Source organism: Ferrimonas sediminum, from assembly GCF_900100175.1.
Taxonomy (GTDB): Bacteria; Pseudomonadota; Gammaproteobacteria; order Enterobacterales; family Shewanellaceae; genus Ferrimonas; species Ferrimonas sediminum.
In genome coordinates, this window is record NZ_FNEM01000015.1 from 59275 (window position 1) to 80262 (window position 20988).

Annotated in this window: 18 protein-coding genes; 6 read left to right on the forward strand and 12 right to left on the reverse strand. The window is 60.1% G+C overall.

Going from position 1 to position 20988, the window contains the following annotated elements; translation table 11 throughout:
- Positions 1 to 33: 33 nt before the first annotated feature.
- From BLT77_RS15280 to dtd, 3 genes are all read left to right on the forward strand, one after another.
- A complete protein-coding gene (locus tag BLT77_RS15280) occupies positions 34 to 954 on the forward strand; it encodes a virulence factor BrkB family protein (RefSeq protein ID WP_425431739.1) in 921 nt (306 codons plus the stop codon).
- Complete coding sequence (locus BLT77_RS15285; RefSeq protein ID WP_090366997.1) at positions 951 to 1481, forward strand: outer membrane protein assembly factor BamD; 531 nt, start codon at positions 951 to 953, stop codon at positions 1479 to 1481. Before BLT77_RS15280 ends, BLT77_RS15285 begins: the two co-directional genes overlap by 4 nt.
- 83 nt (positions 1482 to 1564) lie before the next feature.
- The gene (gene dtd / locus BLT77_RS15290) at positions 1565 to 2002 is read left to right on the forward strand and encodes a D-aminoacyl-tRNA deacylase (protein ID WP_090366999.1); all 438 of its coding nucleotides are present in this window, start codon (positions 1565 to 1567) and stop codon (positions 2000 to 2002) included.
- A gap of 49 nt (positions 2003 to 2051) precedes the next feature.
- On the opposite strand, the gene rluF is transcribed toward dtd, so the two are convergent.
- Positions 2052 to 3026 carry a 23S rRNA pseudouridine(2604) synthase RluF gene (gene rluF / locus BLT77_RS15295; RefSeq protein WP_176819335.1) on the reverse strand — a complete coding sequence of 325 codons (975 nt, stop codon included), beginning with the start codon at positions 3024 to 3026 and terminating at the stop codon, positions 2052 to 2054.
- Positions 3027 to 3140: 114 nt separating this feature from the next.
- Positions 3141 to 4010 carry a chemotaxis protein gene (locus tag BLT77_RS15300; protein ID WP_090367001.1) on the reverse strand — a complete coding sequence of 290 codons (870 nt, stop codon included), beginning with the start codon at positions 4008 to 4010 and terminating at the stop codon, positions 3141 to 3143.
- A 172-nt stretch (positions 4011 to 4182) separates the two neighbouring features.
- Between BLT77_RS15300 and BLT77_RS15305 the strand changes: the two genes are divergently transcribed.
- Entirely contained in the window at positions 4183 to 5034 is an 852-nt protein-coding gene (locus tag BLT77_RS15305) for a bifunctional GNAT family N-acetyltransferase/hotdog fold thioesterase (protein WP_090367003.1), read from the forward strand.
- Between the two features lie 51 nt (positions 5035 to 5085).
- Here the strand turns inward: BLT77_RS15305 and BLT77_RS15310 are convergent, their stop codons facing one another.
- The 8 genes from BLT77_RS15310 to gmk all read right to left on the reverse strand — a co-directional run bounded on the left by BLT77_RS15310 (position 5086) and on the right by gmk (position 14673).
- Positions 5086 to 5955, reverse strand: coding sequence for a DUF3014 domain-containing protein (locus BLT77_RS15310; protein ID WP_090367005.1), 870 nt, complete (start codon positions 5953 to 5955; stop codon positions 5086 to 5088).
- Between the two features lie 60 nt (positions 5956 to 6015).
- Complete coding sequence (gene recG / locus BLT77_RS15315) at positions 6016 to 8091, reverse strand: ATP-dependent DNA helicase RecG (protein ID WP_090367006.1); 2076 nt, start codon at positions 8089 to 8091, stop codon at positions 6016 to 6018.
- Positions 8092 to 8179: 88 nt separating this feature from the next.
- Positions 8180 to 9853 carry an AMP-binding protein gene (locus tag BLT77_RS15320; protein ID WP_090367008.1) on the reverse strand — a complete coding sequence of 558 codons (1674 nt, stop codon included), beginning with the start codon at positions 9851 to 9853 and terminating at the stop codon, positions 8180 to 8182.
- Between the two features lie 550 nt (positions 9854 to 10403).
- The gene (gene trmH / locus BLT77_RS15325; protein ID WP_090367010.1) at positions 10404 to 11111 is read right to left on the reverse strand and encodes a tRNA (guanosine(18)-2'-O)-methyltransferase TrmH; all 708 of its coding nucleotides are present in this window, start codon (positions 11109 to 11111) and stop codon (positions 10404 to 10406) included.
- 76 nt (positions 11112 to 11187) lie between these two features.
- Positions 11188 to 11571, reverse strand: coding sequence for a RidA family protein (locus BLT77_RS15330; RefSeq protein WP_090367012.1), 384 nt, complete (start codon positions 11569 to 11571; stop codon positions 11188 to 11190).
- A 19-nt stretch (positions 11572 to 11590) separates the two neighbouring features.
- Positions 11591 to 13690 (reverse strand): bifunctional GTP diphosphokinase/guanosine-3',5'-bis pyrophosphate 3'-pyrophosphohydrolase, encoded by a 2100-nt coding sequence (gene spoT / locus BLT77_RS15335; protein WP_090367014.1) that lies wholly within the window; start codon positions 13688 to 13690, stop codon positions 11591 to 11593.
- A 21-nt stretch (positions 13691 to 13711) separates the two neighbouring features.
- Positions 13712 to 13990 carry a DNA-directed RNA polymerase subunit omega gene (gene rpoZ / locus BLT77_RS15340; protein WP_028112586.1) on the reverse strand — a complete coding sequence of 93 codons (279 nt, stop codon included), beginning with the start codon at positions 13988 to 13990 and terminating at the stop codon, positions 13712 to 13714.
- 59 nt (positions 13991 to 14049) lie between these two features.
- On the reverse strand, positions 14050 to 14673 hold the full coding sequence (gmk, locus tag BLT77_RS15345) for a guanylate kinase (protein WP_090367015.1): 624 nt from the start codon (positions 14671 to 14673) through the stop codon (positions 14050 to 14052).
- A 277-nt stretch (positions 14674 to 14950) separates the two neighbouring features.
- Between gmk and BLT77_RS15350 the strand changes: the two genes are divergently transcribed.
- Both BLT77_RS15350 and nagA read left to right on the forward strand, forming a co-directional pair.
- A complete protein-coding gene (locus BLT77_RS15350) occupies positions 14951 to 16693 on the forward strand; it encodes a glycoside hydrolase family 3 protein (protein WP_090367018.1) in 1743 nt (580 codons plus the stop codon).
- A complete protein-coding gene (nagA, locus tag BLT77_RS15355) occupies positions 16690 to 17832 on the forward strand; it encodes an N-acetylglucosamine-6-phosphate deacetylase (protein ID WP_090367021.1) in 1143 nt (380 codons plus the stop codon). The genes BLT77_RS15350 and nagA overlap by 4 nt, the downstream gene beginning before the upstream one ends.
- Here the strand turns inward: nagA and BLT77_RS15360 are convergent.
- Together BLT77_RS15360 and BLT77_RS15365 are read right to left on the reverse strand one after the other, a co-directional pair.
- Positions 17821 to 19515, reverse strand: coding sequence for a bifunctional protein-serine/threonine kinase/phosphatase (locus BLT77_RS15360; RefSeq protein WP_090367024.1), 1695 nt, complete (start codon positions 19513 to 19515; stop codon positions 17821 to 17823). The genes nagA and BLT77_RS15360 overlap by 12 nt on opposite strands.
- Positions 19505 to 20974, reverse strand: coding sequence for a NarK family nitrate/nitrite MFS transporter (locus BLT77_RS15365; protein WP_090367026.1), 1470 nt, complete (start codon positions 20972 to 20974; stop codon positions 19505 to 19507). Before BLT77_RS15365 ends, BLT77_RS15360 begins: the two co-directional genes overlap by 11 nt.
- Between the last annotated feature and the right edge of the window lie 14 nt (positions 20975 to 20988).

Genomic DNA, 20988 nt, shown 5'->3' on the forward strand with positions numbered 1-20988 from the left:
GGAGGAATCAAATAGGGTAAATTGTTCTTTTGTATGCCATGTTATCATCAGGGTGACGTAAGGTTGCACAGGTTTACTATGAACATCATGACTCGGGCTCGACTGCAGTGGCAACGGTTTCCCTGGCGTCGCATTCCCGCTTATTTTCGATTTTTACTTCGTCGCAGTGTCGATAACCGGCTGCAGGTGACCTCGGGGTACCTGGCCTACATGACCTTGCTGTCGCTGGTGCCGCTGATGGCGGTGGTGCTGTCGATCTTCTCTGCCTTTCCCGCCTTCAAGGGGGTAAAACAGCAGGTGGAGCAGTTTGTGTACAGCAATTTTGTGCCCACCGCCGGTGGCGTAGTGCAGCAGTACCTGGCGGAGTTTGTCGACAATGCGTCGCGGATGACGGCCGTAGGGGTGGTGTTCCTGGCGGTGGTCGCCCTGGCACTGATCTCGGCCATCGACAAGGCGCTGAATCAGATATGGCGGATTCAGCAGCGACGGCGCTGGGTATATTCCTTTTCCATGTACTGGATGATTCTGACCCTGGGTCCTATTCTGATAGGCGCCAGCATTGTCATGACTTCGTATCTGGTGTCGCTGAAGCTGTTTTCTGACGTCGGCTTGTCCGGTGTGGTGCCGTTCTTTGTGGCTAAGTTGCCGTTTTTATTGTCGGTGCTGGCGTTTGTGATGATGTATGCACTGGTGCCCAACACCCAGGTCCGGTTTCACCACGCCCTCACCGGGGCGGTGGTGGCGGCACTGCTGTTTGAAGCGGGCAAACGGGGCTTTGCCTGGTACATCACCACCTTTCCGTCGTACGAAGCGATTTATGGGGCTCTGGCGGTGATTCCGATACTCTTTGTCTGGGTGTACCTGTCCTGGATGATCCTTCTGGTGGGGGCGGAAGTGACTGCGTCTTTGCCGGAGTTCTTTGCCGTAACTGAAAAACATAAGGAATTGACATGATGAAACATTGGATGATCGCCGCCGTGCTGGTTGTGTTGACCGGCTGTGCCAGTACCGGAAAGGATCCGGTGACCGTCGATATGAGTGGCATGACTAACGAGCAGGCCACGGAGCAGCTGATCGAGGCCCTGAAATCCGAGTCCTATCAGGTGAAGCGGGCCAGTGCCGACCGTGTCCTGGTGGACTACGACGGCAGCCATTTTTTGCTGCAGCCCAAGTTGATGCCCAACGGCCTGGACCGGGTGGTGATCACTAAATACTACGCCCTTCACCCGGATCTGGCCCAAACGCCGGAGCTGCTGCTGATCATCGGCAAGCTGAATCAGCAACTGGATTTTGCCAAGTTTGTGGTGCGAGATGAGGGCAAGGCCATCGAAGTTCGCGGTGCGGCCACCTTCGTCGATCGAATCAGTGTGCTGGAACTGACCCGTTTTATGGACTGGACCAATCAGGGCCTGGCGCTGTTAAGGCAGCAGTTCCCCCAGGCGCAGCCGATGGCAAAAGAGGTCCGGCTCAATAGCCTCTGAGCGACGTCGCAAAGGGATAGTTCCCCTCTTGAGTTGTCATGGTGTCGAGGTCAAACTGGAGCGACTTTGATTGAGGGGACAAGATGATCGCACTGGTGCAGCGGGTTTCGACCGCAAAAGTGGAAGTGGCAGGCCGAATCACCGGCGAAATTGACCGAGGTCTGTTGGTGTTGTTAGGCGTCGAGCAAGGCGATGACACCGAGAAGTTGCGCAAGCTGGCAGATAAGGTGATGAAGTACCGAATCTTTGCCGATGGAGAGGGCAAGATGAACCTGAACGTTCGTCAGGCCGGTGGTAAGTTGCTGGTGGTCAGCCAGTTTACTCTGGCCGCCGACACCGGTCGAGGTCTGCGCCCCAGCTTTTCAGGGGCCGGTAAACCGGATCAGGCCGAGGCGCAGTATCGGGAGTTTGTGACCTATTGTCGCAATTCGGGCATGGGTGTGGAGACCGGTGAGTTTGCCGCCGACATGCAGGTGTCATTGACCAACGACGGTCCGGTGACTTTCCACCTTCAGGTGTAACCGCCGTCAGGGAATAAAAAAGCCGCTCAACTGAGCGGCTTTTTAGTGGCTATTTGGGGGCTTTGCGTTTCAGGCTCAGGGTGCGATCACCGGGCTTGCACGCCTTGGGTTTGTCGACCTTGGGCTTGTTGGGGTTATCGACAAAGATCTTGCGGCCGCTACCACTGGGCTTATCCAGGGCGCCTCGTCCCTCCCCCTGACCACTGGGGCGCCGCGGGGCACCGGAGCGGGGTTTGATTGGCCTGGCAGGCCTGAAGTCGTCGTTGCGGCTGTCTTTGGGCGGGGTGGTGTTCACCGCGGTTTTGCTGGAGCCGGCCACGGCCTGGTTGATGGCTGCCATCTCGTCGGCACTCAGATCCCGCCACTGGCCGGGGCGCAGCCCCGACAGGGTGACGTTCATGATCCGGGTACGCTTGAGTTTGGTGACCTTGTAACCCAGGTACTCACACATGCGCCGAATCTGTCGGTTCAGCCCCTGGGTCAGGACGATTTTAAAGACATAGCGGCTGACCATGGTGACCTGACAGGGCTTGGTGACGGTATCGAGAATCGGCACGCCCTTGGACATCCGTTCGATAAACCGCTCGCTGACCGGCTGATCGACGGTCACCACGTACTCTTTGTCGTGAGCGTTTTCAGCCCGCAGAATCTTGTTGACGATGTCACCGTCACTGGTGAGGAAAATCAGGCCTTCGGAAGGCTTGTCCAAACGGCCGATGGGAAAGATTCGTCGCTTATGGCCGATGGCATCGACGATGTTGCCATGCACGTCACGCTCGGTGGTGCAGGTGATGCCGATGGGCTTGTTGTAGGCGATGTAGATGCGATCGGACTTGTTGCTGGCGCTGGCCTTGATGGGTTTGCCGTCCACGGCGACCTGATCGCCTGGCAGCACCTTGGTGCCGAGCTCCGGAGTGCGGCCATTGATGGTGACGCGGTTCTGCTCGATGAGCTTGTCGGCTTCGCGGCGAGAGCAGAAGCCCGATTCGCTGATGAATTTATTCAGACGTTTTTCGGTAGTCACTGTGGTATCCAACTGGTGGCCGGGTTTTGGCGCGCCACAGTATACCAAACTGGGGCTCAGCTGGGACCTGCGTCATGAAAAAGGCGCCGTTGAGGCGCCTTGTTCTGCGGTGGCTCAGTGGTGTGAGCCGCGAGCGATGGCCGCCAACAGAGCTTCGGGGTCGAACTTGCACAGGCCTTCATCGGCACCGCTGTTGTGGGTGTAGCGGCGGCACACGTCGCTGTTGAGCGAGGTGTGCAGAATGATGTAGGTCTCTTTGAGGCAGGCTTCGCTGCGAACCGTGGTGGCCAGCTGATAGCCGTCCAGCTCCGGCATCTCGATGTCGGAGACCAGAATCTGAATCGGCTCGCCGGCGGCAGCCTGCTCCTGCAGTCGCTCCAGAGCAGCCCGACCGTTAGGGGCGCTGTGGTAATCGATGCCGTGTTGCTCCAGCACATTGGCCAGTTGTCGCCGGGCAAAGCGGGAATCGTCGCAGATCAAAATTCGTTGGCCACGAATCTCCGCCAGAGTGGTGTCGTCGAGGACAAAATTGTCGTTGTCCTGACGGGCATTGAGGCCGACAGTTTCGTTGAGGATCCGCTCCAGATCCAACACCTGGACCAGATCGTTGTCGCGACGAATGACACCGGAACTGTAGCTGGTATCGCCCAACCTCGACGGCATGGAGGCGACGTCATCGCTGTTGCAGTAATGGATGGTATCGATGCCCGTGACCAACAGGCCGTACAGGCGCTCCTGCACCTCGCACACCACTACCTGTTTGCACTCATCGGATGCCATGCCGATGGCGTTGGCCAGATCGATGACCGTCAGAGTGTGGCCCCGCAGCGGCATGGTACCCACCACAGACGGGTGGCTGCCGGGAATCTGGTTGAACTGGCGGGTTGTCACGATCTCCCGCACTTTCAGCGTGGTGATGGCGAAAGCCCGACGAGGCCCCAGGGTAAAGACCAGAAACTCTTGACGATTATTTTCTTGTGACATCCCAAATACCAAAGGTGATTGCGGTTGTAATAGTGATAGCGACGGCAGGTTAGCGGTGATTAAATCGTGGCCGCCAGCCTGGGTTTACCTTGCCTTGGTAAGGCCAGGCTGTCCACCTAATCTGTGTTATTCTCGGCGCATATTTGCGCTACAACCGATTACGCAGGTGACCATGATATTTGTAAAGCCTGACCCAATACAATTGGCCGCGGGATTTGATCTTCGATTTCGGGTACTGCGTCAACCCTGGCAGCAGCCCCGGGGCAGTGAGCAAGATGATCTGGAGGCTCAGGGACTGCATCGGGTCGGCGTCGATGACGCCGGTACGGTCGTGGCGACCGGCCGGGTGCATCCGCTGTCGCCCAGCCGGGGTCAGATTCGCTATATGGCGGTGGCCCCGGAGCGCCAGGGGCAGGGGCTGGGTGCCCGGTTGCTGGCGGCGCTGGAACAGGCGGCGCAACAGGCCGGCCTGGAAGTGGTGGAGTTGCAGGCCAGAGAAGCTCAGCTGGGGTTCTATCTGGCGCAGGGCTACCGGGACATCGGTGTCGGCCACACCCTGTTTGGCACGGTGTCGCACCGGCGTATGGCCAAGGTGCTGGACAGCGGCATTGCCCGCCTGAATGAGGTGTGGCACCAGACCATTCCCATGGCTGACTTTATGAAGGTCGAAGGGCTGACGTTCGATGGGCGTCGTTTCTGTACCCGGGCCAGCTTCGACAGCGGCCGTAACCTGCACGGCACCCTGTTTGCCGGGGCCGGCTACAGCCAGGCGGTCCTAACCGGCTGGGGACGGGTATGGCTGGAACTGCAGCTGCTCGGAATGGAGGGCGATATCGTGCTGGCTCGGGCTGAAGTCAGCTACAGCAAACCGGTGACTGAGACCCCGATGGCCGAGGTGGAGAGCGAAGCGCTGAATCTGGCGCCCCTGCTCAGTGGTCGCAACGCCAAGGTGCCTCTGACCGTGGCTCTGGCGGATGGTCTGAGGTTACAGGCGCTGTTTGCGGTGCTGGCAGAGCGACACTGAGGGGAATGAAACAGGCTCCCTCGGGAGCCTGTTTCAGGTGGCACCGATGGCTCAGTCGTTCATGGCGGCGCGGAAGCGGCGCAGCGTCGACTTCAGTTTACGGGCGTTGTCCGGTCCCATGCGCAGCATCAGCTTCTCGACGTCAGTCAGAGACTCCAGGTCGGCGTCTTTAAACTCGTAGTTGACGCTGTGGCTTTCCAGCGGGATGGCGGTGTCCATCTCCGGCGCCGATAACAGCAGGTCGATGGCGTCGTCCAGTCGGTCGCGGAAGCTGTCTTCATACCCCAGTTCTGCGTAGGCCTGTTCGAACAGAGGCTCCATCAGCAGGAAGCTGTCACGCAGGGCCTGCTCATCGAGGCGGTACAGGAAGCTGGTGTAGGCGTCGTAACGGTGGTAGCCATCGGGATCCAGGTACAGCTGACCATTCACGTCTACCGCTTTAAACTCTTCGCTCAGGCGTTTAAACGGTCCCTGCTCACGCAGGAGGTTACCCTGCGCCAGGTTGTCCACCAGGCCTACAAAGCGGCGAACCAGGCTGTCAGGCACCAGGAACTGACCCAGTTGCATGCCATCGGACAGGCCGTTGAGTTGGGCTTTGGCAAACTCATCGGATTGGGCCAGGGGCGGCAGCTCAATCTTCGGTGCTTCTGGTTCTGGCTCGGGTTCGACCACTTCGGGCGCGGGTTGGGGCTCTGGCTGAGGTTCGGGCTCGATCACCGGCTCGGTCGGCAGGGGCTCGGCAGGCACTTCAACGATGGGTTCGATCACCGGCTCGATGGGGTCGACGGTCGCCACCGGAGCCTCCTTGTCGCCGGCGAAGTAAAACCAGGCGCCGATACTCAGAAGGATAACCAGTACCACCATCACCATGGCAATGGTGCTGGAATTGGAACTGTTGGTGTCGCGTTCATTTGAATTCATGGTGGTCTCTTTGCTCCTGTGCCGACCTACACTCCATTGTGCAAAATTAGCCCTGCCTGTCTAGGCTTGACTGTAAATCTCTCGCCCTTTTAACCACCTATCTATAAGTGGCTGCACATTTTGGGGGTGATTCCGCATCAGGTGCTGGGCCAGCCGTTTCACCTGGGGGATCAGCGCCCCGTCCCGAATCAGATCGGCGATCTTCAGATCTGCCAACCCGGTTTGTTTGGTGCCCAACACCTCCCCCGGGCCGCGAATCTCCAGATCCCGCTGGGCAATGATGAAGCCATCGTTGCTCTCTCTGAGCACGCCGATGCGGGCCTGGGCGGTTTTTGACAATGGCGGATGATACAGCAGCACACAGTGGCTGGCGGTGCTGCCACGGCCGACCCGGCCCCGAAGCTGGTGCAACTGCGCCAGGCCGAGTCGTTCCGGGTTTTCGATGATCATCAGGCTGGCGTTGGGAACGTCCACTCCGACTTCGATCACCGTGGTGGCCACCAACAGATCCAGTGCACCGGTTTTAAACTGATCCATGACCTGTTGTTTTTCGGTTGATTTCATCCGTCCATGTACCAATCCGACCCGCAAATCCGGCAGTTGTTCCCCAAGTTCCTGGGCGGTGTCTTCGGCGGCCTGACACTGCAACACTTCGGATTCGTCGATCAGGGTGCAGACCCAATAGGCCTGGCGCCCCTGCTCCTTGCAGGCCCGGCGCACCCGCTCGACCACTTCCGGGCGTCGGCTGTCGCCCACGGCCACCGTGGTGACCGGCGTGCGGCCCGGGGGCAGTTCGTCGATTACCGAGGTATCCAGATCGGCGTAGGCGGTCATGGCCAGGGTTCGGGGGATCGGCGTGGCGGTCATGATCAGCTGATGCGGGTAGTTGCCGTCCTTGAACCCCTTCTCCCTCAACTCCAGCCGTTGGTGTACCCCAAATCGGTGCTGTTCATCGATGATGATCAGCGACAGGTGATCGAAGTGCACCTGATCCTGAAAGATGGCATGGGTCCCAACGATCATCCTGGCGCTGCCATCGGCGACCCGGGCCAGGGTCTGCTCCCTGGCTTTGCCCTTCAGTTTTCCCGCCAGCCAGGCGACCGGAAAGCCCAGGGGTTCCAGCCAGGCGGCAAACGCCAGGGCGTGTTGTTCCGCCAGCAGTTCGGTGGGGGCCATCAGTGCCACTTGCTGTCCCTGACTCAGCACGGTCAGGGCTGCCAGCGCGGCTACCAGCGTCTTGCCCGAGCCGACATCGCCCTGAACCAGCCGCATCATTGGCTGGGTCTGTGCCAGGTCGGTGCGAATCTCGCCCACGACCCGTTGCTGGGCGCCGGTGGGGGTAAAGGGCAACTGGCTGAGAAAGTCCCGCTCGACGGCGGTATCCACCTGCTGCGGCAGCGCCGTATGCTGATCGGCACTCTGGCGCAGCTGCAGCATCGACAGGTTCTGTGCCAGCAACTCCTCCATGGCCAGTCGCTGCTGAGCCGGGTGCTGGCCCTCGGTGAGCAGGTCGACATTGGCGTCTGCGGGGGGACGATGGACGTAGTGCAGGGCCTGGGCCATGCTCATCTGCTCGTCGTACAGTCCTTCCGGTAGCAATTCGGGCACCTGATGCCGGCGCAGATGGTCCACCGCCTGTTCGCACAACTTGCGCAGGCTGAGCTGTTTCAGCCCTTCGGTCGTCGGGTAGATGGGGGTCAGGCTCTCTTCCAGCATTGGCGCACTGTCGTCGTCCATCAGGCTGTATTCCGGATGGATGATCTCCAGCCCATGCAGGCCGCGCCGGGCTTCGCCAAAGGCGCGCAGTCGCTTGCCCGGCTGCAGGCTGTTTTTCTGAGCCATGGCAAAGTTAAAGAAGCGCAGGGTCAGGCTGCCGCTGGCGTCGAGGATCTTCACGGTCATCATCCGCTTGCGACCGTAGGTGACGTTGGCGGACAGAATCTCCCCCTCCACGGTACCGTGGATGCCGGGCATCAGGCTGGCGATGGTCCAGATTCGGGTGCGGTCTTCGTAGCGCAGGGGCAGGTGGAACAGCAGATCCTGCACCGAGTCGACGCCGATTTTGGCGAGTTTTTCTGCTACTTTGCTGCCGACGCCCTTTAGCGAGGTCACCGGCAGGGCCGCTAGATCCGTCACACCGTTATCCAAAACTACTGTAAATATGATCAGATAATAGCAGCCCTTAGCTGAGGAATCAGCCCCTTAGTGGGGCTGACTGCGGCAGTTAGCTGGCTTTGGCCTTGTCGCTGAGCTGATCTTCCCACACCACGGTGTCGTTGCGGATGTTGCCGATCAGGGAATTAAAGCGTTTCTCCAATACGTGCCGTTTGATTTTCAGGGTCGGAGTAAGCACGTCGTTCTCCACCGTCCAGGGTTCCTGGACCACCAGCACTCCGCCTAGGGTAGCGTGGCTCTCCATAGTGGCACTGACCGCCCGGGAGGCGGCCTGCAGGGAGGCCTGCACCTGCTCCCGCGGCAGCCCGTAGGCGGACTCGGCTAACTGCACCAAAGCGACAGGATAGGGCTGGCCGGAGCCGATGACGCACAGCAGCTCGATGTTGGTGTCCTGGGCCAGCTTGCGCTCAATGGGTACCGGTGCCACGAATTTGCCTTTGGCGGTTTTGAAGTTGTCTTTGACCCGGCCAATGATGCTGACGTAGCCGTCGTCGTCGATCTCCGCCTGGTCGCCGGTGCGGAAGAAACCGTCTTCGGTCATCGATTCGGCGGTGGCTTCCGGTTGCTTGTAGTATTCACGGAACAGCCCCGGGCTCTTAAACAGCAGCTCATGGTTATCGCCAATCTTTAGCTCCACATCCATACCGGCGGTGCCGACGGTACCGATCTTATCCTTTCTGAACGGGAAGTTGAGGGTGGCGTAGGCGGCGTTTTCGGTCATGCCCCAGGCTTCGGTGATGTTCATGCCGATGCGGCCGTACCAGTGCAGCAGGGCCGGAGAGACCGGTGCAGAGCCGCAGCCAAGGATGCGGGCATTGTTCAGGCCCAGCTGTTTGCGAATTTTTCTGGCCACAAAGGCGCCGATGATGGGAATGCTAAGCAGGGTATTGAGTTTGTTTTCGCCCACCTTGGCAATGATGTTTTTCTGGAACAGGGTCCACAGTCGGGGCACCGACAGGAAAAAGTTCGGGTTGGCCACCTGCACATCTTCGACGAAGGTGTCCAGACTTTCCACGAAATACACCGTGCCGCCGCCAAAGATAGAGCTGCCGAAAATGTAGGCTCGTTCGGTGATGTGGGCCAGCGGCAGGTAGGAGATGACCCGATCTTTGGGGGTGCCGCCCAGGTGTTCGTTGATGCGGAAGGCAGCCCAGCTGAAAGCGCCAAAGGTCATTACGGCGCCTTTGGGATTGCCGGTGGAGCCGGAGGTGTAGATGATGGTCATCACGTCGTCGGCATCGGGGTACTGAGTTTGAATCGGTTCTGCCAGCTCCAGCAGTTGTTGCCAATGGTATTGGGTCTTGATGCCGTCGTAGCCCATGCCCAGGCGCAGGGTTTCGCCGCCGATTCCCGGTTCCTGGCTGGGGCCGTCATCCAGTTTACCGACAAACACCGCCTTGGATTCGGAGTGTTGCAGCACGTAGCGAATGGTGTCTGCATTGGCGGTAGGGTAGATGGGAACACTGATGAAGCCGCCGACCATCAAGGCGTAGTCGATGATGAACCATTCAGAACAGTTTTTCGACAGGATGGCAATCTTGTCACCTTTTTCAAACCCCAGCTTATACAGGGCGCCGGCCAGGCGGTGAGCCATCTGGTGCACCTGACACCAGCTGATGTCATGCAGTCTGCGTTGCTTGGGTTGGCGCAGGTAGATTTTATCGCCCTGAACCCGGGCCCATTGATCCAGCATCTCTACGGGGGTTTTGAACGCCTGTGTCATCTCACTCTCCCTAGGTGATATCGTGTCAACGATCCGTCTGGTTGTAGTTTTTTGATGGCACCAGGAGCGGATGCAGATATTGATCGCCCTGATGCTGCCAGTGTCAGTATCGGTTCGGTTGTGAAAGCCGGCATCCTGCCGGGGGCATTGGACTTGGTGGATCAACGCCCTGTCCCCCCGAAAATAGCAGGAAATTGTCGATTGTGTAGCCAAAGCATAGTGTTAAATTGCCATTTGGTGCATTTGGGGTGTGTAAATTGCGCTGTTTCAGGGGGAGTGGTTGCGATCAAATGAAGCGGAATCCGATCCGAATGGTGGTTTGTGTTGTCGCCATTGCTAACACAGGGAGGTAACGCTGTTTTTTTGTCCTGGCGGAAAAATCCGGCACCTGTGGTGCTCGCCGTCTTTGGCGGTGGTTATTTTAAAAACACCTTGAATTTTAACTGCATAAGATAAACGGTGTTGACGCGTCGACGGTGTGGCGAGGAGCGAGTCCAGGAGGGGAAGTGGCAATATTGGGGCCGGAGAGGCCCCAATGGCAGATTCGGGATCAGTCGTCCAGATGAGTCCAGGATTCCTTGTTCATCTGCACCTTCTGCCACCAGTCGTCGCTGGCGTCGATCTGGCCCTCTTCGTCGACCCGTGGGTAGGGCAGGCCCTTCTGGCGGCAGATTTTGGCAAAGATCGGATGGCCGCCTTCAAACAGCAACCGCTGGCACTCTTGCTCATCGATACTGCGCTGTTCGTACATGCCCGCTTCCTGACGCTGGCGCTGGGCTTCGTACAGCATCAGGGCAGTGGCGACAGAGACGTTCAGGGACTGCACCATGCCCACCATGGGGATGATGACGTCCTGGTCGGCCAGGGCCAGCGCTTCGGCGGTGATGCCGGTCTTCTCCTGACCCATCAGGATGGCGGTGGGCTTGGTGTAGTCGATGTCGCGGAAATCCACGGCGGTGTCCGACAGGTTGGTGGCGATGATCTGCATCCCCTGGGCCCGCAACTCCTTAATGGCGTCGACAATGGTGTCGTGGGACTTCAAATCCACCCATTGCTGGCTGCCGGTGGCGGTGCCGCCGGACAGCTTGGTCTTTTGATCCGGCCAGACGGCGTGAACCCGGTGCACCCCGACAGCGTCGGCGGTACGCACCATGGCGGCCAGGTTGTGCGGCTTGTGGACCTCTTCCATGCAGATGGTCAGGTCGGTCTGGCGGCGATCCAGCATGGCGTTGATGCGGGCGAGGCGTTCGGGGCTCATGAAACTTCCTTAAACAATGAATGCGGGGGCGCCATAAGCGCCCCCGAAGAGTATAGCTGTGGTCGTTGCGACGGGATTACAGGATCATCACCGCATCCATCTCAACCAGACTGCCCTTGGGCAGCTCTTTCACGCCGATGGCGGCGCGAGCCGGGTAGGGCTGCTGGATGTATTGACCCATGACTTCGTTGACCTTGGCGAAGTTGGCCAGATCAACCATGAAGATGTTCAGTTTGGCGATGTGCTGCAGGCTGCCACCGGCGGCTTCACAGACGGCTTTCAGGTTGTCAAACACCTGCACTACCTGGGAATCAAAGTCGTCACCGACCATCTCCATGGTGTCGGGATTCAGCGGGATCTGGCCAGAGATGTATACGGTGTTACCGGCTTTAATGGCCTGAGAATAGGTGCCAATGGCGGCCGGTGCGTTTTCGGTGGCGATAACGATCTTATCGGTCATGGGTTCCCCACAAATATTCTTAATTACGATTTCGCGCGACTTTCAGAACCTCGGGCTGCACCCTCAGTTTGCGCATGACGTTCGCTAGATGAACCCGATTCTTGACGGTCAGAGTCAATGCGATGGAGTAGACTCTGCCCTCTTTCTCTTCGGTGTTCAGGTTATGAATATTGGCATCACATGCCGCAATAATGGAAGTGAGTTTTGCCAGAATCCCCTGGTGATTCACGATTTCCATGCGTAAACCGGTGACAAACTCTTCACGGCTGTCCTGATCCCACTCCACATTTAAAAACTTCTCCGACTCCACCTCGCGGGCGCGTCGAATGTTGCGGCAGGTATCGATGTGCACCACCAGTCCTTTGCCCGGACTAACGTGGGCCACGATGTCATCACCGGGGATGGGGCGACAGCATTTGGCAAACGACAGCAGCACCCCTTCGGCACCGCGAATCGGCAGCTTGTCACTGCCGTTGGCCGATTCCAGTTCACCGCGCAGCTTCTGGGCCACCACCAGGCTCATGGCATTGCCCAGGCCGATGTCGGCCAGCAGGGTATCGAAATCGTCGTGGCGGTACTCTTCGACAATCTGGTCGATGCGGCTATGCGGGATCTCGTCCAGGGTCATGTCACCCAGGGCGTGGTTCAGCAGACGCTTACCCAGGGCGGTGGCATCGCGATCCTGCAGGCTCTTGAGCACATGGCGAATTTTGGCCCGGGCCTTGGCCGTGACCACGAAGTTGAGCCAGGCGGCATTGGGTCGGGCGCCGGGGGCGGTGATGATCTCCACCGTCTGACCCGATTTGAGCGGCTGGCTCAGCGGGTAGGCGTGGCGGTTAATCTTGGCGCCGACGCAGCCGTTGCCGACATCGGTGTGCACCGCATAGGCAAAATCCACCGCCGTGGCGCCCAGAGGCAACTCCAGAATCTTGCCGGTGGGGGTGAACACGTAAATCTCGTCCGGAAACAGATCCGTCTTTACGTTTTCAATAAATTCAAAGGAGTTGCCGGCACTTTGCTGCAACTCCAGCAGGCTTTGCATCCACTTACGGGCGCGAACCTGAGCAGTGGTGGCACTGGCTTCGGCGTCGTCTTTATAGAGCCAGTGCGCCGCCACCCCTTTGTCGGCCATCTGATCCATGTCGTCGGTGCGCACCTGAACCTCCACCGGCACCCCGTGGGGGCCATAGAGTGAGGTGTGCAGACTTTGGTAACCGTTGGCTTTGGGAATGGCGATGTAATCTTTGAAGCGATCGAGGCGGGGTTTATACAGGGTATGCATGGCACCAAGTACCCGGTAACAGGTGTCGATGTTTTTCACCGTCACCCGAAACGCGTAGATGTCCATCACTTCCTGGAACTGCAGCTCCTTGTTCACCATCTTGTTGTAGATGGAGTACAGGTTTTTTTCCCGTCCCTGTACCGTGCCTTCGATCTGTACTTCATCGAGACGACCGACAATGGCGTCCCGAATGGAGTTCATGATCGCCTTGCGGTTGCCGCTGGCGGCCTGCATCACCTCTTTGAGGACCCGGTGACGCATCGGGTAGAGCGCCTGAAAGCCCAGGTCTTCCAGTTCATTCTTGATGTTGTGGATGCCAAGGCGGTTGGCGATGGGGGCGTAGATCTCCAGGGTTTCCCTGGCGATGCGGCGACGTTTGTCCGGGCGCAGAGAGCCCAGGGTGCGCATGTTGTGGGTACGGTCGGCCAGCTTTATCAGGATCACCCGAATGTCCTGCACCATGGCCAGCACCATCTTGCGGAAGTTCTCCGCCTGCGCCTCTTTCTTGTCGCGGAATTTGAGCTTGTCGAGCTTGGAGACCCCTTCCACCAGTTCGGCGACGGCGGGACCAAACTGTTCCGCCAGATCCTCTTTGGTGACCTCGGTGTCTTCGATGACGTCGTGCATCAGGGCGGCCATCAGCGTCTCGTGATCGAGTCGCATCTCCGCCAGAATGCGGGTTACCGCAATCGGATGAGTAATGTAGGGTTCGCCGCTGGAGCGTGTTTGCCCATCGTGGGCATCTCTAGCGGTAATATAAGCGCGAGTGAGATTCTCGACCTGTTCCGGATCCAGATAACTGGACGCCAGTTCCCTCAGGCTTTCAAACAGATACAACGACGACCCCCATTATGGACGTTACAGTGCGCGTCCTTCGGCGATGGCGGCTACCGCTGCCAGTTCTGCCGCTTCCTGTTCGCGCTGAGCTTGCAGCTCCTGCTCGTCCAGTGTTTTCGCATCGATAAGGCCGGACTCGATTTCGCGCAGTGCGATAACCGTAGGCTTATCGTTCTGCTCTTCGACCAGCGGTTCCTTGCCGTTTACAGACAGCTGACGTGCGCGACGAGAGGCCACCAAGATCAGGTCGAAACGGTTGCCAATCTTATCTACGGCGTCTTCAACAGTTACCCGTGCCATGAGAAGGAACTCCTGTGTTTGAGCTTAAAAAAATGACGCAAAAGTGTACATGATGTTGGCTAGTCTGCCAACAGATCATCTAGCATATCATTGTGAGTGATCCTTTGCCCAGCTAGATGTAGCCGGTTGGCCTTCACAATGGTGGAAAATTCGTTCAGGGCGGTATCAAAATCGTTGTTAACGATCAGATAGTCGTATTCATCATAGTGGCTCATCTCGTCTACCGCATCGGCCATGCGGCGGGCGATGATGGTTTCGCTGTCCTGCCCGCGGCTGTTGAGTCGACGCTCCAGCTCTTTGCGGGACGGCGGCAGAATGAAGATGCCGATGGACTCCGGCATGACGGCCTTCACCTGGCGGGCACCCTGCCAGTCGATGTCCAGAAAGACGTCGATACCGCGGTCCAGGGTCTGCTCAATCGTGAGGCGGGAGGTGCCGTAGAAGTTGTCGAACACCTCGGCCCACTCAAAGAAGGCATTCTGGTCAATCAGGGTTTTGAACTCGTCTTTACTGACAAAGTGGTAGTGCACGCCATTCTCTTCACCTGGGCGTGGCGCTCGGGTGGTGTGGGACACGGACACCTGCATATCAGCGGGCTGATCTTGCAGCAAGGCGTTGATCAGCGATGATTTTCCGGCGCCGCTTGGTGCCGACACAATGAATAAGTTGCCACGACGAGTCATGGTAAAGGTCCACCCTATATTCGAGTATCACTCGCCGGGCAAGGCTCGGTTAGGGGCCACACCAGACGGGAGTCTAAAGAAAGCGTAGTGGTGAAGGGGCAAAGACGCCCAACCACTGGGATTGAGGCGGCGTAAAGTACCACGAATGGGGGTATAAATCACCCGTGACCGAATGCGGTGGCCACATTTCTTCCATGCGGAGGTGGTTGCAGGCTTGATAACTCATTGAAGGGGTGGGACTCTTGGTGCCACAAGCCAAGCAGTCCCATGACGGATCATGACGTTAGAACAACAGATTGCGCAAAAATTGATGCTGGATCTGCGCTATTTCGGTACCACGCCACAGACCCGCACTCCGATGCGAACCCTGCCGCCGGAACTGGCGGCGCTGATTGCCGATACCGGGCTGGGCGGGGTGATCCTGTTTGCCGAGAACTTGCAGGAGCCGGAACAGATCCTGACCCTTACCGACGACCTGCAACTGGCGTCGGCTGCCTCCGAATCTGGTGTGCCGCTGCTGATTTCGGTGGATCAGGAGGGGGGCCGGGTCTGCCGGACGCCGCGCTCCTTCACCACCGCCTTTGCTGGCAATATGGCACTGGGAGCTACCGATGAGCGTCATGGCGACGGCTTGACCCTGGCCAGCGCGGCGGCCATGGCGACGGAGCTGTCGGCGCTGGGGTTCAACGTCAACCATGCTCCCTGTGTCGACGTCAATAACAACCCCGACAACCCGGTGATCAACGTGCGCGCTTTCGGCGATGACCCCGAGCTGGTGGCGCGACACGGTGAGGCTCAGGTGCTGGGGCTGGAGGAGGCCGGGGTGATTGCCACCCTGAAGCACTTCCCTGGCCATGGCGATACCTGCGTCGACAGCCACACCGGGCTGCCGCGGGTGGATCATGGCCGGCCTCGGTTGCACGACATTGAGCTCAAACCCTTTGCCGACATCATCGCCCGCCAGCCTCCCGGTATGGTGATGACCGCCCATGTGCAATACCCGGCGCTCGACAGCACCGAGTTGACCGGGCGCCATGGCGAGGCGGTGCTGGCGCCGGCCACCATGTCCAGAGCCATCATTACCGATCTGCTGCGTGGCCAGCTGGGCTATCAGGGGGTGGTGATCACCGATGCCATGGACATGGCCGGGATCAGCGACTATTTCGAACCGCTGGAGGCGGTGATTCAGGCGTTCCATGCCGGTGTCGATATCGCTCTGATGCCACTGCGGGTGCGCTGTCCGGCGGATCTGCAGCGCTTGCCGGCCCTGATTGGCGGCGTGGCCGATGCCGTGACCGATGGCCGCCTGTGCCCGCAGGCTCTGGCGGTATCGGCTCGGCGCATATTGGATCTGAAGTGGCGCTTTAACCTGGGCAGCCGCAGCGCCCCAAGGGCCGAGCGGTTGGAATGGGCCGATTCGGTGTTGGGGTGTGAGCAACACCGGTTGCTGGAGCAGCAATTGGCCCAGGCCTCGATTACCCAGGTGGGCACGGCTAGCGCCAGCCTGCCGCAGACCGGATCCTGGCTGGTGTTGCTGCCGGAACTGGCGCAGGGGCAGGCCCTGGCATCGGCGCTTCGACGCTTCGGCCCCCCGGAGCTCCAGCTTCTGGTGATGTCGCCACGCCACCATCAAGATGGCGTCATTCGAGCCGCGATGGCCGCCTCACACGTGGTGATCGGTGGCTACGTCTCGCCGCGGCAAAGCGTGGCGGAGTTGGGTGGCATGGATGACATGGCCCGGCTGACCGAGCAGCAGTTGATCAACGCCCACGACCCCTTGCGTCTCAAGGGACTGATGAAGGAAGCCCGGGAAACCGGCAAGTGGGTGGTGCACCTGAGCCTTCGGGCCCCGTACGATTGCCGCCTTTTTGCCAAGGAGGCCCATTGGATGCTGGCCAGCTACGCCTATCACCTGGATCAGACATCCCCGCCGCAAAGTGCCAGTTTCGATGCCCTGGCCAAGGTGCTGCTGGGCCAGGCGGCCCCCCAGGGCAGCCTGCCCCTGAAGGAGGTGTTATGACAGTACGCTACCGAATTGACCGTTTGTTTGACGGCCGGCAGATGCTGGCCGACCGGGTGCTGACCGTCGGGGGCGGTAAAGTGGTGGCTGTGGATCAGCAGTGCCAGCACGCCGACGTCCATCTGCCGGGCATTGTGGCGCCGGGATTGATGGATCTTCAGGTCAATGGCGGCGGCGGAGTGTTGCTCAATGATTGCCCGGATTCCGCCGCCATGGCCCGTTTGTTTCAGGCCCACACTGCTCTGGGCACCACATCGATGCTGCCGACGGTGATTACCGACTCGTTGGCGGTGATGACCGCCGCCGCCGATGCGGTGGCCGAGGCCCGTCGCCATAACCCCCATGGCATCATCGGCATTCACTTTGAAGGCCCGCACATTGCCGCGGCCAAGAAGGGGGCCCATTGCGGCGATCAGATTCGGCCGTTGTCCGAAGCCGAATGGCAGCTGTACCTGCGTGATGATCTGGGGGTCAAACTGGTGACCCTGGCACCGGAGACGGTCAGCTGTGCCGAGATTCAGACCCTGACAGCCATGGGCGTCAGGGTGTTCTTGGGGCACTCCAATGCCAGCGCCGACCAGGCCCAGCAGGCCCTGAAGGCGGGAGCGGTCGGTTTTACCCACCTGTTTAATGCCATGTCCGCTTTTGGTTCCCGTGAACCGGGCATGGTCGGGGCGGCGCTGTTGGATGACTCCAGTGTGGCTGGCCTGATCGCAGATGGTCAGCACCTGGACTACCGCTCTGCCCGAGTGGCGCTGCGCTGCAAGGGCGCGGACAACATCGCCCTGGTGACCGATGCCATGCCGCTGGTGGGCAGCGATCAGCAGCGGTTTACCCTGGTGGATCGCGAAGTGCACCGGCAGGGGGATCGCCTGCTGGCTCACAGCGGCGAGCTGGCAGGATCGCTGCTGGACATGGGGGCGGCGGTGCGCAATGCGGTGCTGCACCTGGGGGTCAGCCTCGAGCAGGCGCTGAGGATGGCCAGTGCGGTGCCGGCCCGGGCACTGGGGCTGGAGGCCCTCTATGGCCACCTTCGCCCTGGTGCCGTTGCCAACCTGGTGTGGTTGTCACCTCAGCTTCGGGTGCAGGGCACCTGGGTGGCAGGCCGGCGGCAGACCGTTGAGACATCAGCCCACTAGCCACTGGGCAACCAGGGCCGCCATCAGTATGGCGCTGACGCCCTGCCAAAACCGAACCGGGTAGCGCCTGGCCAGAGGCAAGGATCGTTCGTTTCCACCGGTCTGCGGGTGGTGTAGCCGCTGTTGCAGCTCCGACAAGGAGCTCAGTCGTCGCTTGGGGTCGGCGGCGGTGGCCTGCTCAAGCAGGCTATCCAGCCACAGCGGTTGGTTAGGCTGCCACTGTCTGAGGCTGCGGTATCGCCAGTCACTGAGGCGCCGTCGCTGTCCCGGACGCTTACTGGCGTAAGGCAGTTGTCCACAGACCAATTCATATAGGATGACGCCCAGTGAGAACAGATCACTGCGGTTGTCTGCCGGTTGCTCCAGCTGGGTTTCCGGAGCGCTGTAATCGGCGGTGCCCACCGCCTGGGACAGCTGCTGCCAGCCGGGTAACTCCTGCAGAGATCCCGCCCCCATGCTGCCGAAATCGATCAGCTTGATGTTGCCGTCGGTGTCGATCATCACGTTGTCCGGCTTCAGATCCCGATGCACCATCTGCTGTCGCTGCAGGGCGCGCAGTCCGGCGACGATCCCGTCCACCACAGGCCGCAGCCGCTGAATCTCTGGATTGGGGTGATCCTGATGCCACTGCGACAGGGTCTGGCCGTCGATGTATTCGCAGATCAGGTACAGGAAGCGACTGTTGTGATTCAGCCGGGTGGTCATGAGATTGGGGTGACTCAGGCATTGACCGACCCAGGCTTCGCGGGCCAGGGCCGCCAGCTGGCTGTGGTGGTCTTCCAGGTTGGGCGACGGGGCCTTGAGCACCCACAGCCCGCCCTGCTGCCGATCCCGGACCAGATACAGATGAGAGCGCGGGCTGGCGTGCAGGCAGCGCACCACCTGGTAGTGATCCAGGCTTTGCCCGGCGGCCAGAATGGGCGGTATGGCCAGGTGCTGCCATTGCTGCAATAACTGTTGTGGCTGATCGCCGGGGCACTGCTGCACCTCGATGATCAGGCAACTGACGTTGTCGCGACTGCCGTGCTCCTGTGCCAGCTGCACCAATCGCTGGGCGGTGGTTTCCAGATCGTTCTGTCGCGCCAGTTCAGCCTTGATCTGTTTGGGCTTGAGGTGATCGTGAAAGCCGTCGGAGCTGAGTAAAAAGCGATCCCCCGCCTGCAGCTGTAGCTGATGGGTATCGACCCGCAGGTGGGGTTCAGCCCCAAGCGCCCGGGTCAGTACCCGGCCATTGTTGTGGCTGGCGGTCAGCACCTGCCACTGGCCGTCGCGGATCAGGGCCACCTGGCTGTCGCCGACCTGATAGAGGTAGCCCTGGTTGCCCTTAAGAACCAGGGCGGAAAAAGTGGTTAGCCATTGCTGCCGACCGAGGCCGCAATGACACAGCCACTGATTGAGGGCGGCCAGCAGCTTCGAGGCGCGGCGGTGGGTGCCCCAACTGGCCGGGGTGGCGTAGAAGTCCTGCACAAAACTGGTGACGCTGAGCACTGCCGCCGGACCGCCATGGCTGGCATTAGACACGCCATCGGCCAGGGCCGCAGCCCAGCCATGATGTTCTGCTTCCCGGGCGCCGGGGCGCCCCAGGGCAAAAGCGTCCTGGTTGGCGGCTTTGGCGCCGGCGGCAGAGTGACCGCCGAACGCCAGTGACAGCCGGGTCTGGCTGCTGACCGGATTAGCCGACACGGATCAGCTCCACGCTGCCATCTTCCCGAATCTCGGCGATCTGCCCCCGGGGTTCCTCCATCAGCAGCAGGGTCAGCAGGCCCACCACGGCAGTGGCGGCGATGACCCAGAAAAACGTGGCATAGTCCACCATCGACAGCACGGTCAGGTAGACCACGGCACCAACGTTGCCGTAGGCGCCGGTCATGCCGGCAATCTGGCCGGTGAGGCGGCGCTTGATCAGTGGCACGGCCGCAAACACCGCGCCCTCACCGGCCTGGACAAAGAAGGAGCAGGCCATGGCGGCGCCGACGGCCAGCAGCAGCGGCCAGTTACCGTCGATCTGGGCCATCAGCGCGTACCCCAGGGCCAGGCCGGTCGTCAGTATGATCAGGGTGCGTTTGCGGCCAAAGCGATCGCTGAGCCAGCCGCCCCCGGGTCGAGAGGCCAGGTTCATAAAGGCGTAGGCCGAGGCCAGCATGCCGGCGTAGACCATATCCAGTTCAAACACCTCGGCAAAGAACAGCGGCAACATCGATACCACCGCCAGTTCGGAGCCGAAGGTGGCAAAGTAGAGCACGTTTAGTACCGCCACCTGCTTGAATTTGTATTGATGCTCCGCTGCTACCGGTGTCCGGAATACCCCCTTGTTGACCCGCCAGGCCTGTACCACCTCCAGAATAAACAGCAACCCCAGGGCGCCATACAGGCCGTAGACCAGAGGCTGGCTTAACAGCTTGACCCCGGCGGGGGAAAGTTTCCATGTCAGCAGGGCCAGGGCACCGTACATCGGCAACTTCATCACCAGCAACAGGGCGAAGTCCCCCTTGCTGGTGACCTCCATGGCGCCACTCTGCTTGGGTTTGAAGTAGGTAGAGCCCTTCGGGGTGTCGTTGACGTTCTGGTACCAGATGACGCTGAACAGCAGGCTGAGGACGCCGGTCACCGCAACGGCGTAGCGCCAACCGTTGTCGCCGCCGAACCACAGCGCCAGCAGCGGCAGGGTCATGGCGCCGGCGGCGGAGCCGAAGTTGCCCCAGCCGCCGTAGATCCCTTCGGCGGTGCCCAGTTCATGGGCGGGAAACCACTCGCTGACCATGCGGATGCCGACTACAAACCCGGCGCCAATAAAGCCAAGCAGGAATCGCGACAGGGCGGCGGTGGCGAAGTCGTCGGCAAAGGCAAACATAAAGCAGGGCAGACTGCACAGCGCCAGCAGGCCGGCGTAGGTCAGCCTGGGGCCGTAGCGGTCGGTGAGCATGCCGATCACCACCCGGGCCGGAATAGTCAGGGCGACATTGAGGATCAGCAGGGTTTTTACCTGGGCACCACTGAGGCCGAGGGAATCGGCGATCACCCCCAGCAACGGCGCGTGGTTGAACCATACGAAGAAGGTGATGAAAAAGGCCATCCAGCTGAGATGGAGGATTTTCATCTTGCCGGTAAACGAAAGCAGCTTGATGCCGTCATTGCGTTGCATGGGTTACTCCTTTA

What these genes read in the sequence shown, in the direction of transcription:
- BLT77_RS15320 (WP_090367008.1), bottom strand. Translation starts at nt 9,853, where the DNA reads ATGACACAGGCGTTCAAAACCCCCGTAGAGATGCTGGATCAATGGGCC.
- nagA (WP_090367021.1), top strand. Translation starts at nt 16,690, where the DNA reads ATGACAGTACGCTACCGAATTGACCGTTTGTTTGACGGCCGGCAGATG.
- gmk (WP_090367015.1), bottom strand. Translation starts at nt 14,673, where the DNA reads ATGACTCGTCGTGGCAACTTATTCATTGTGTCGGCACCAAGCGGCGCC.
- BLT77_RS15305 (WP_090367003.1), top strand. Translation starts at nt 4,183, where the DNA reads ATGATATTTGTAAAGCCTGACCCAATACAATTGGCCGCGGGATTTGAT.
- BLT77_RS15350 (WP_090367018.1), top strand. Translation starts at nt 14,951, where the DNA reads ATGACGTTAGAACAACAGATTGCGCAAAAATTGATGCTGGATCTGCGC.
- BLT77_RS15310 (WP_090367005.1), bottom strand. Translation starts at nt 5,955, where the DNA reads ATGAATTCAAATGAACGCGACACCAACAGTTCCAATTCCAGCACCATT.
- dtd (WP_090366999.1), top strand. Translation starts at nt 1,565, where the DNA reads ATGATCGCACTGGTGCAGCGGGTTTCGACCGCAAAAGTGGAAGTGGCA.
- trmH (WP_090367010.1), bottom strand. Translation starts at nt 11,111, where the DNA reads ATGAGCCCCGAACGCCTCGCCCGCATCAACGCCATGCTGGATCGCCGC.
- BLT77_RS15280 (WP_425431739.1), top strand. Translation starts at nt 34, where the DNA reads ATGCCATGTTATCATCAGGGTGACGTAAGGTTGCACAGGTTTACTATG.
- rpoZ (WP_028112586.1), bottom strand. Translation starts at nt 13,990, where the DNA reads ATGGCACGGGTAACTGTTGAAGACGCCGTAGATAAGATTGGCAACCGT.
- BLT77_RS15365 (WP_090367026.1), bottom strand. Translation starts at nt 20,974, where the DNA reads ATGCAACGCAATGACGGCATCAAGCTGCTTTCGTTTACCGGCAAGATG.
- BLT77_RS15300 (WP_090367001.1), bottom strand. Translation starts at nt 4,010, where the DNA reads ATGTCACAAGAAAATAATCGTCAAGAGTTTCTGGTCTTTACCCTGGGG.
- BLT77_RS15285 (WP_090366997.1), top strand. Translation starts at nt 951, where the DNA reads ATGATGAAACATTGGATGATCGCCGCCGTGCTGGTTGTGTTGACCGGC.
- BLT77_RS15330 (WP_090367012.1), bottom strand. Translation starts at nt 11,571, where the DNA reads ATGACCGATAAGATCGTTATCGCCACCGAAAACGCACCGGCCGCCATT.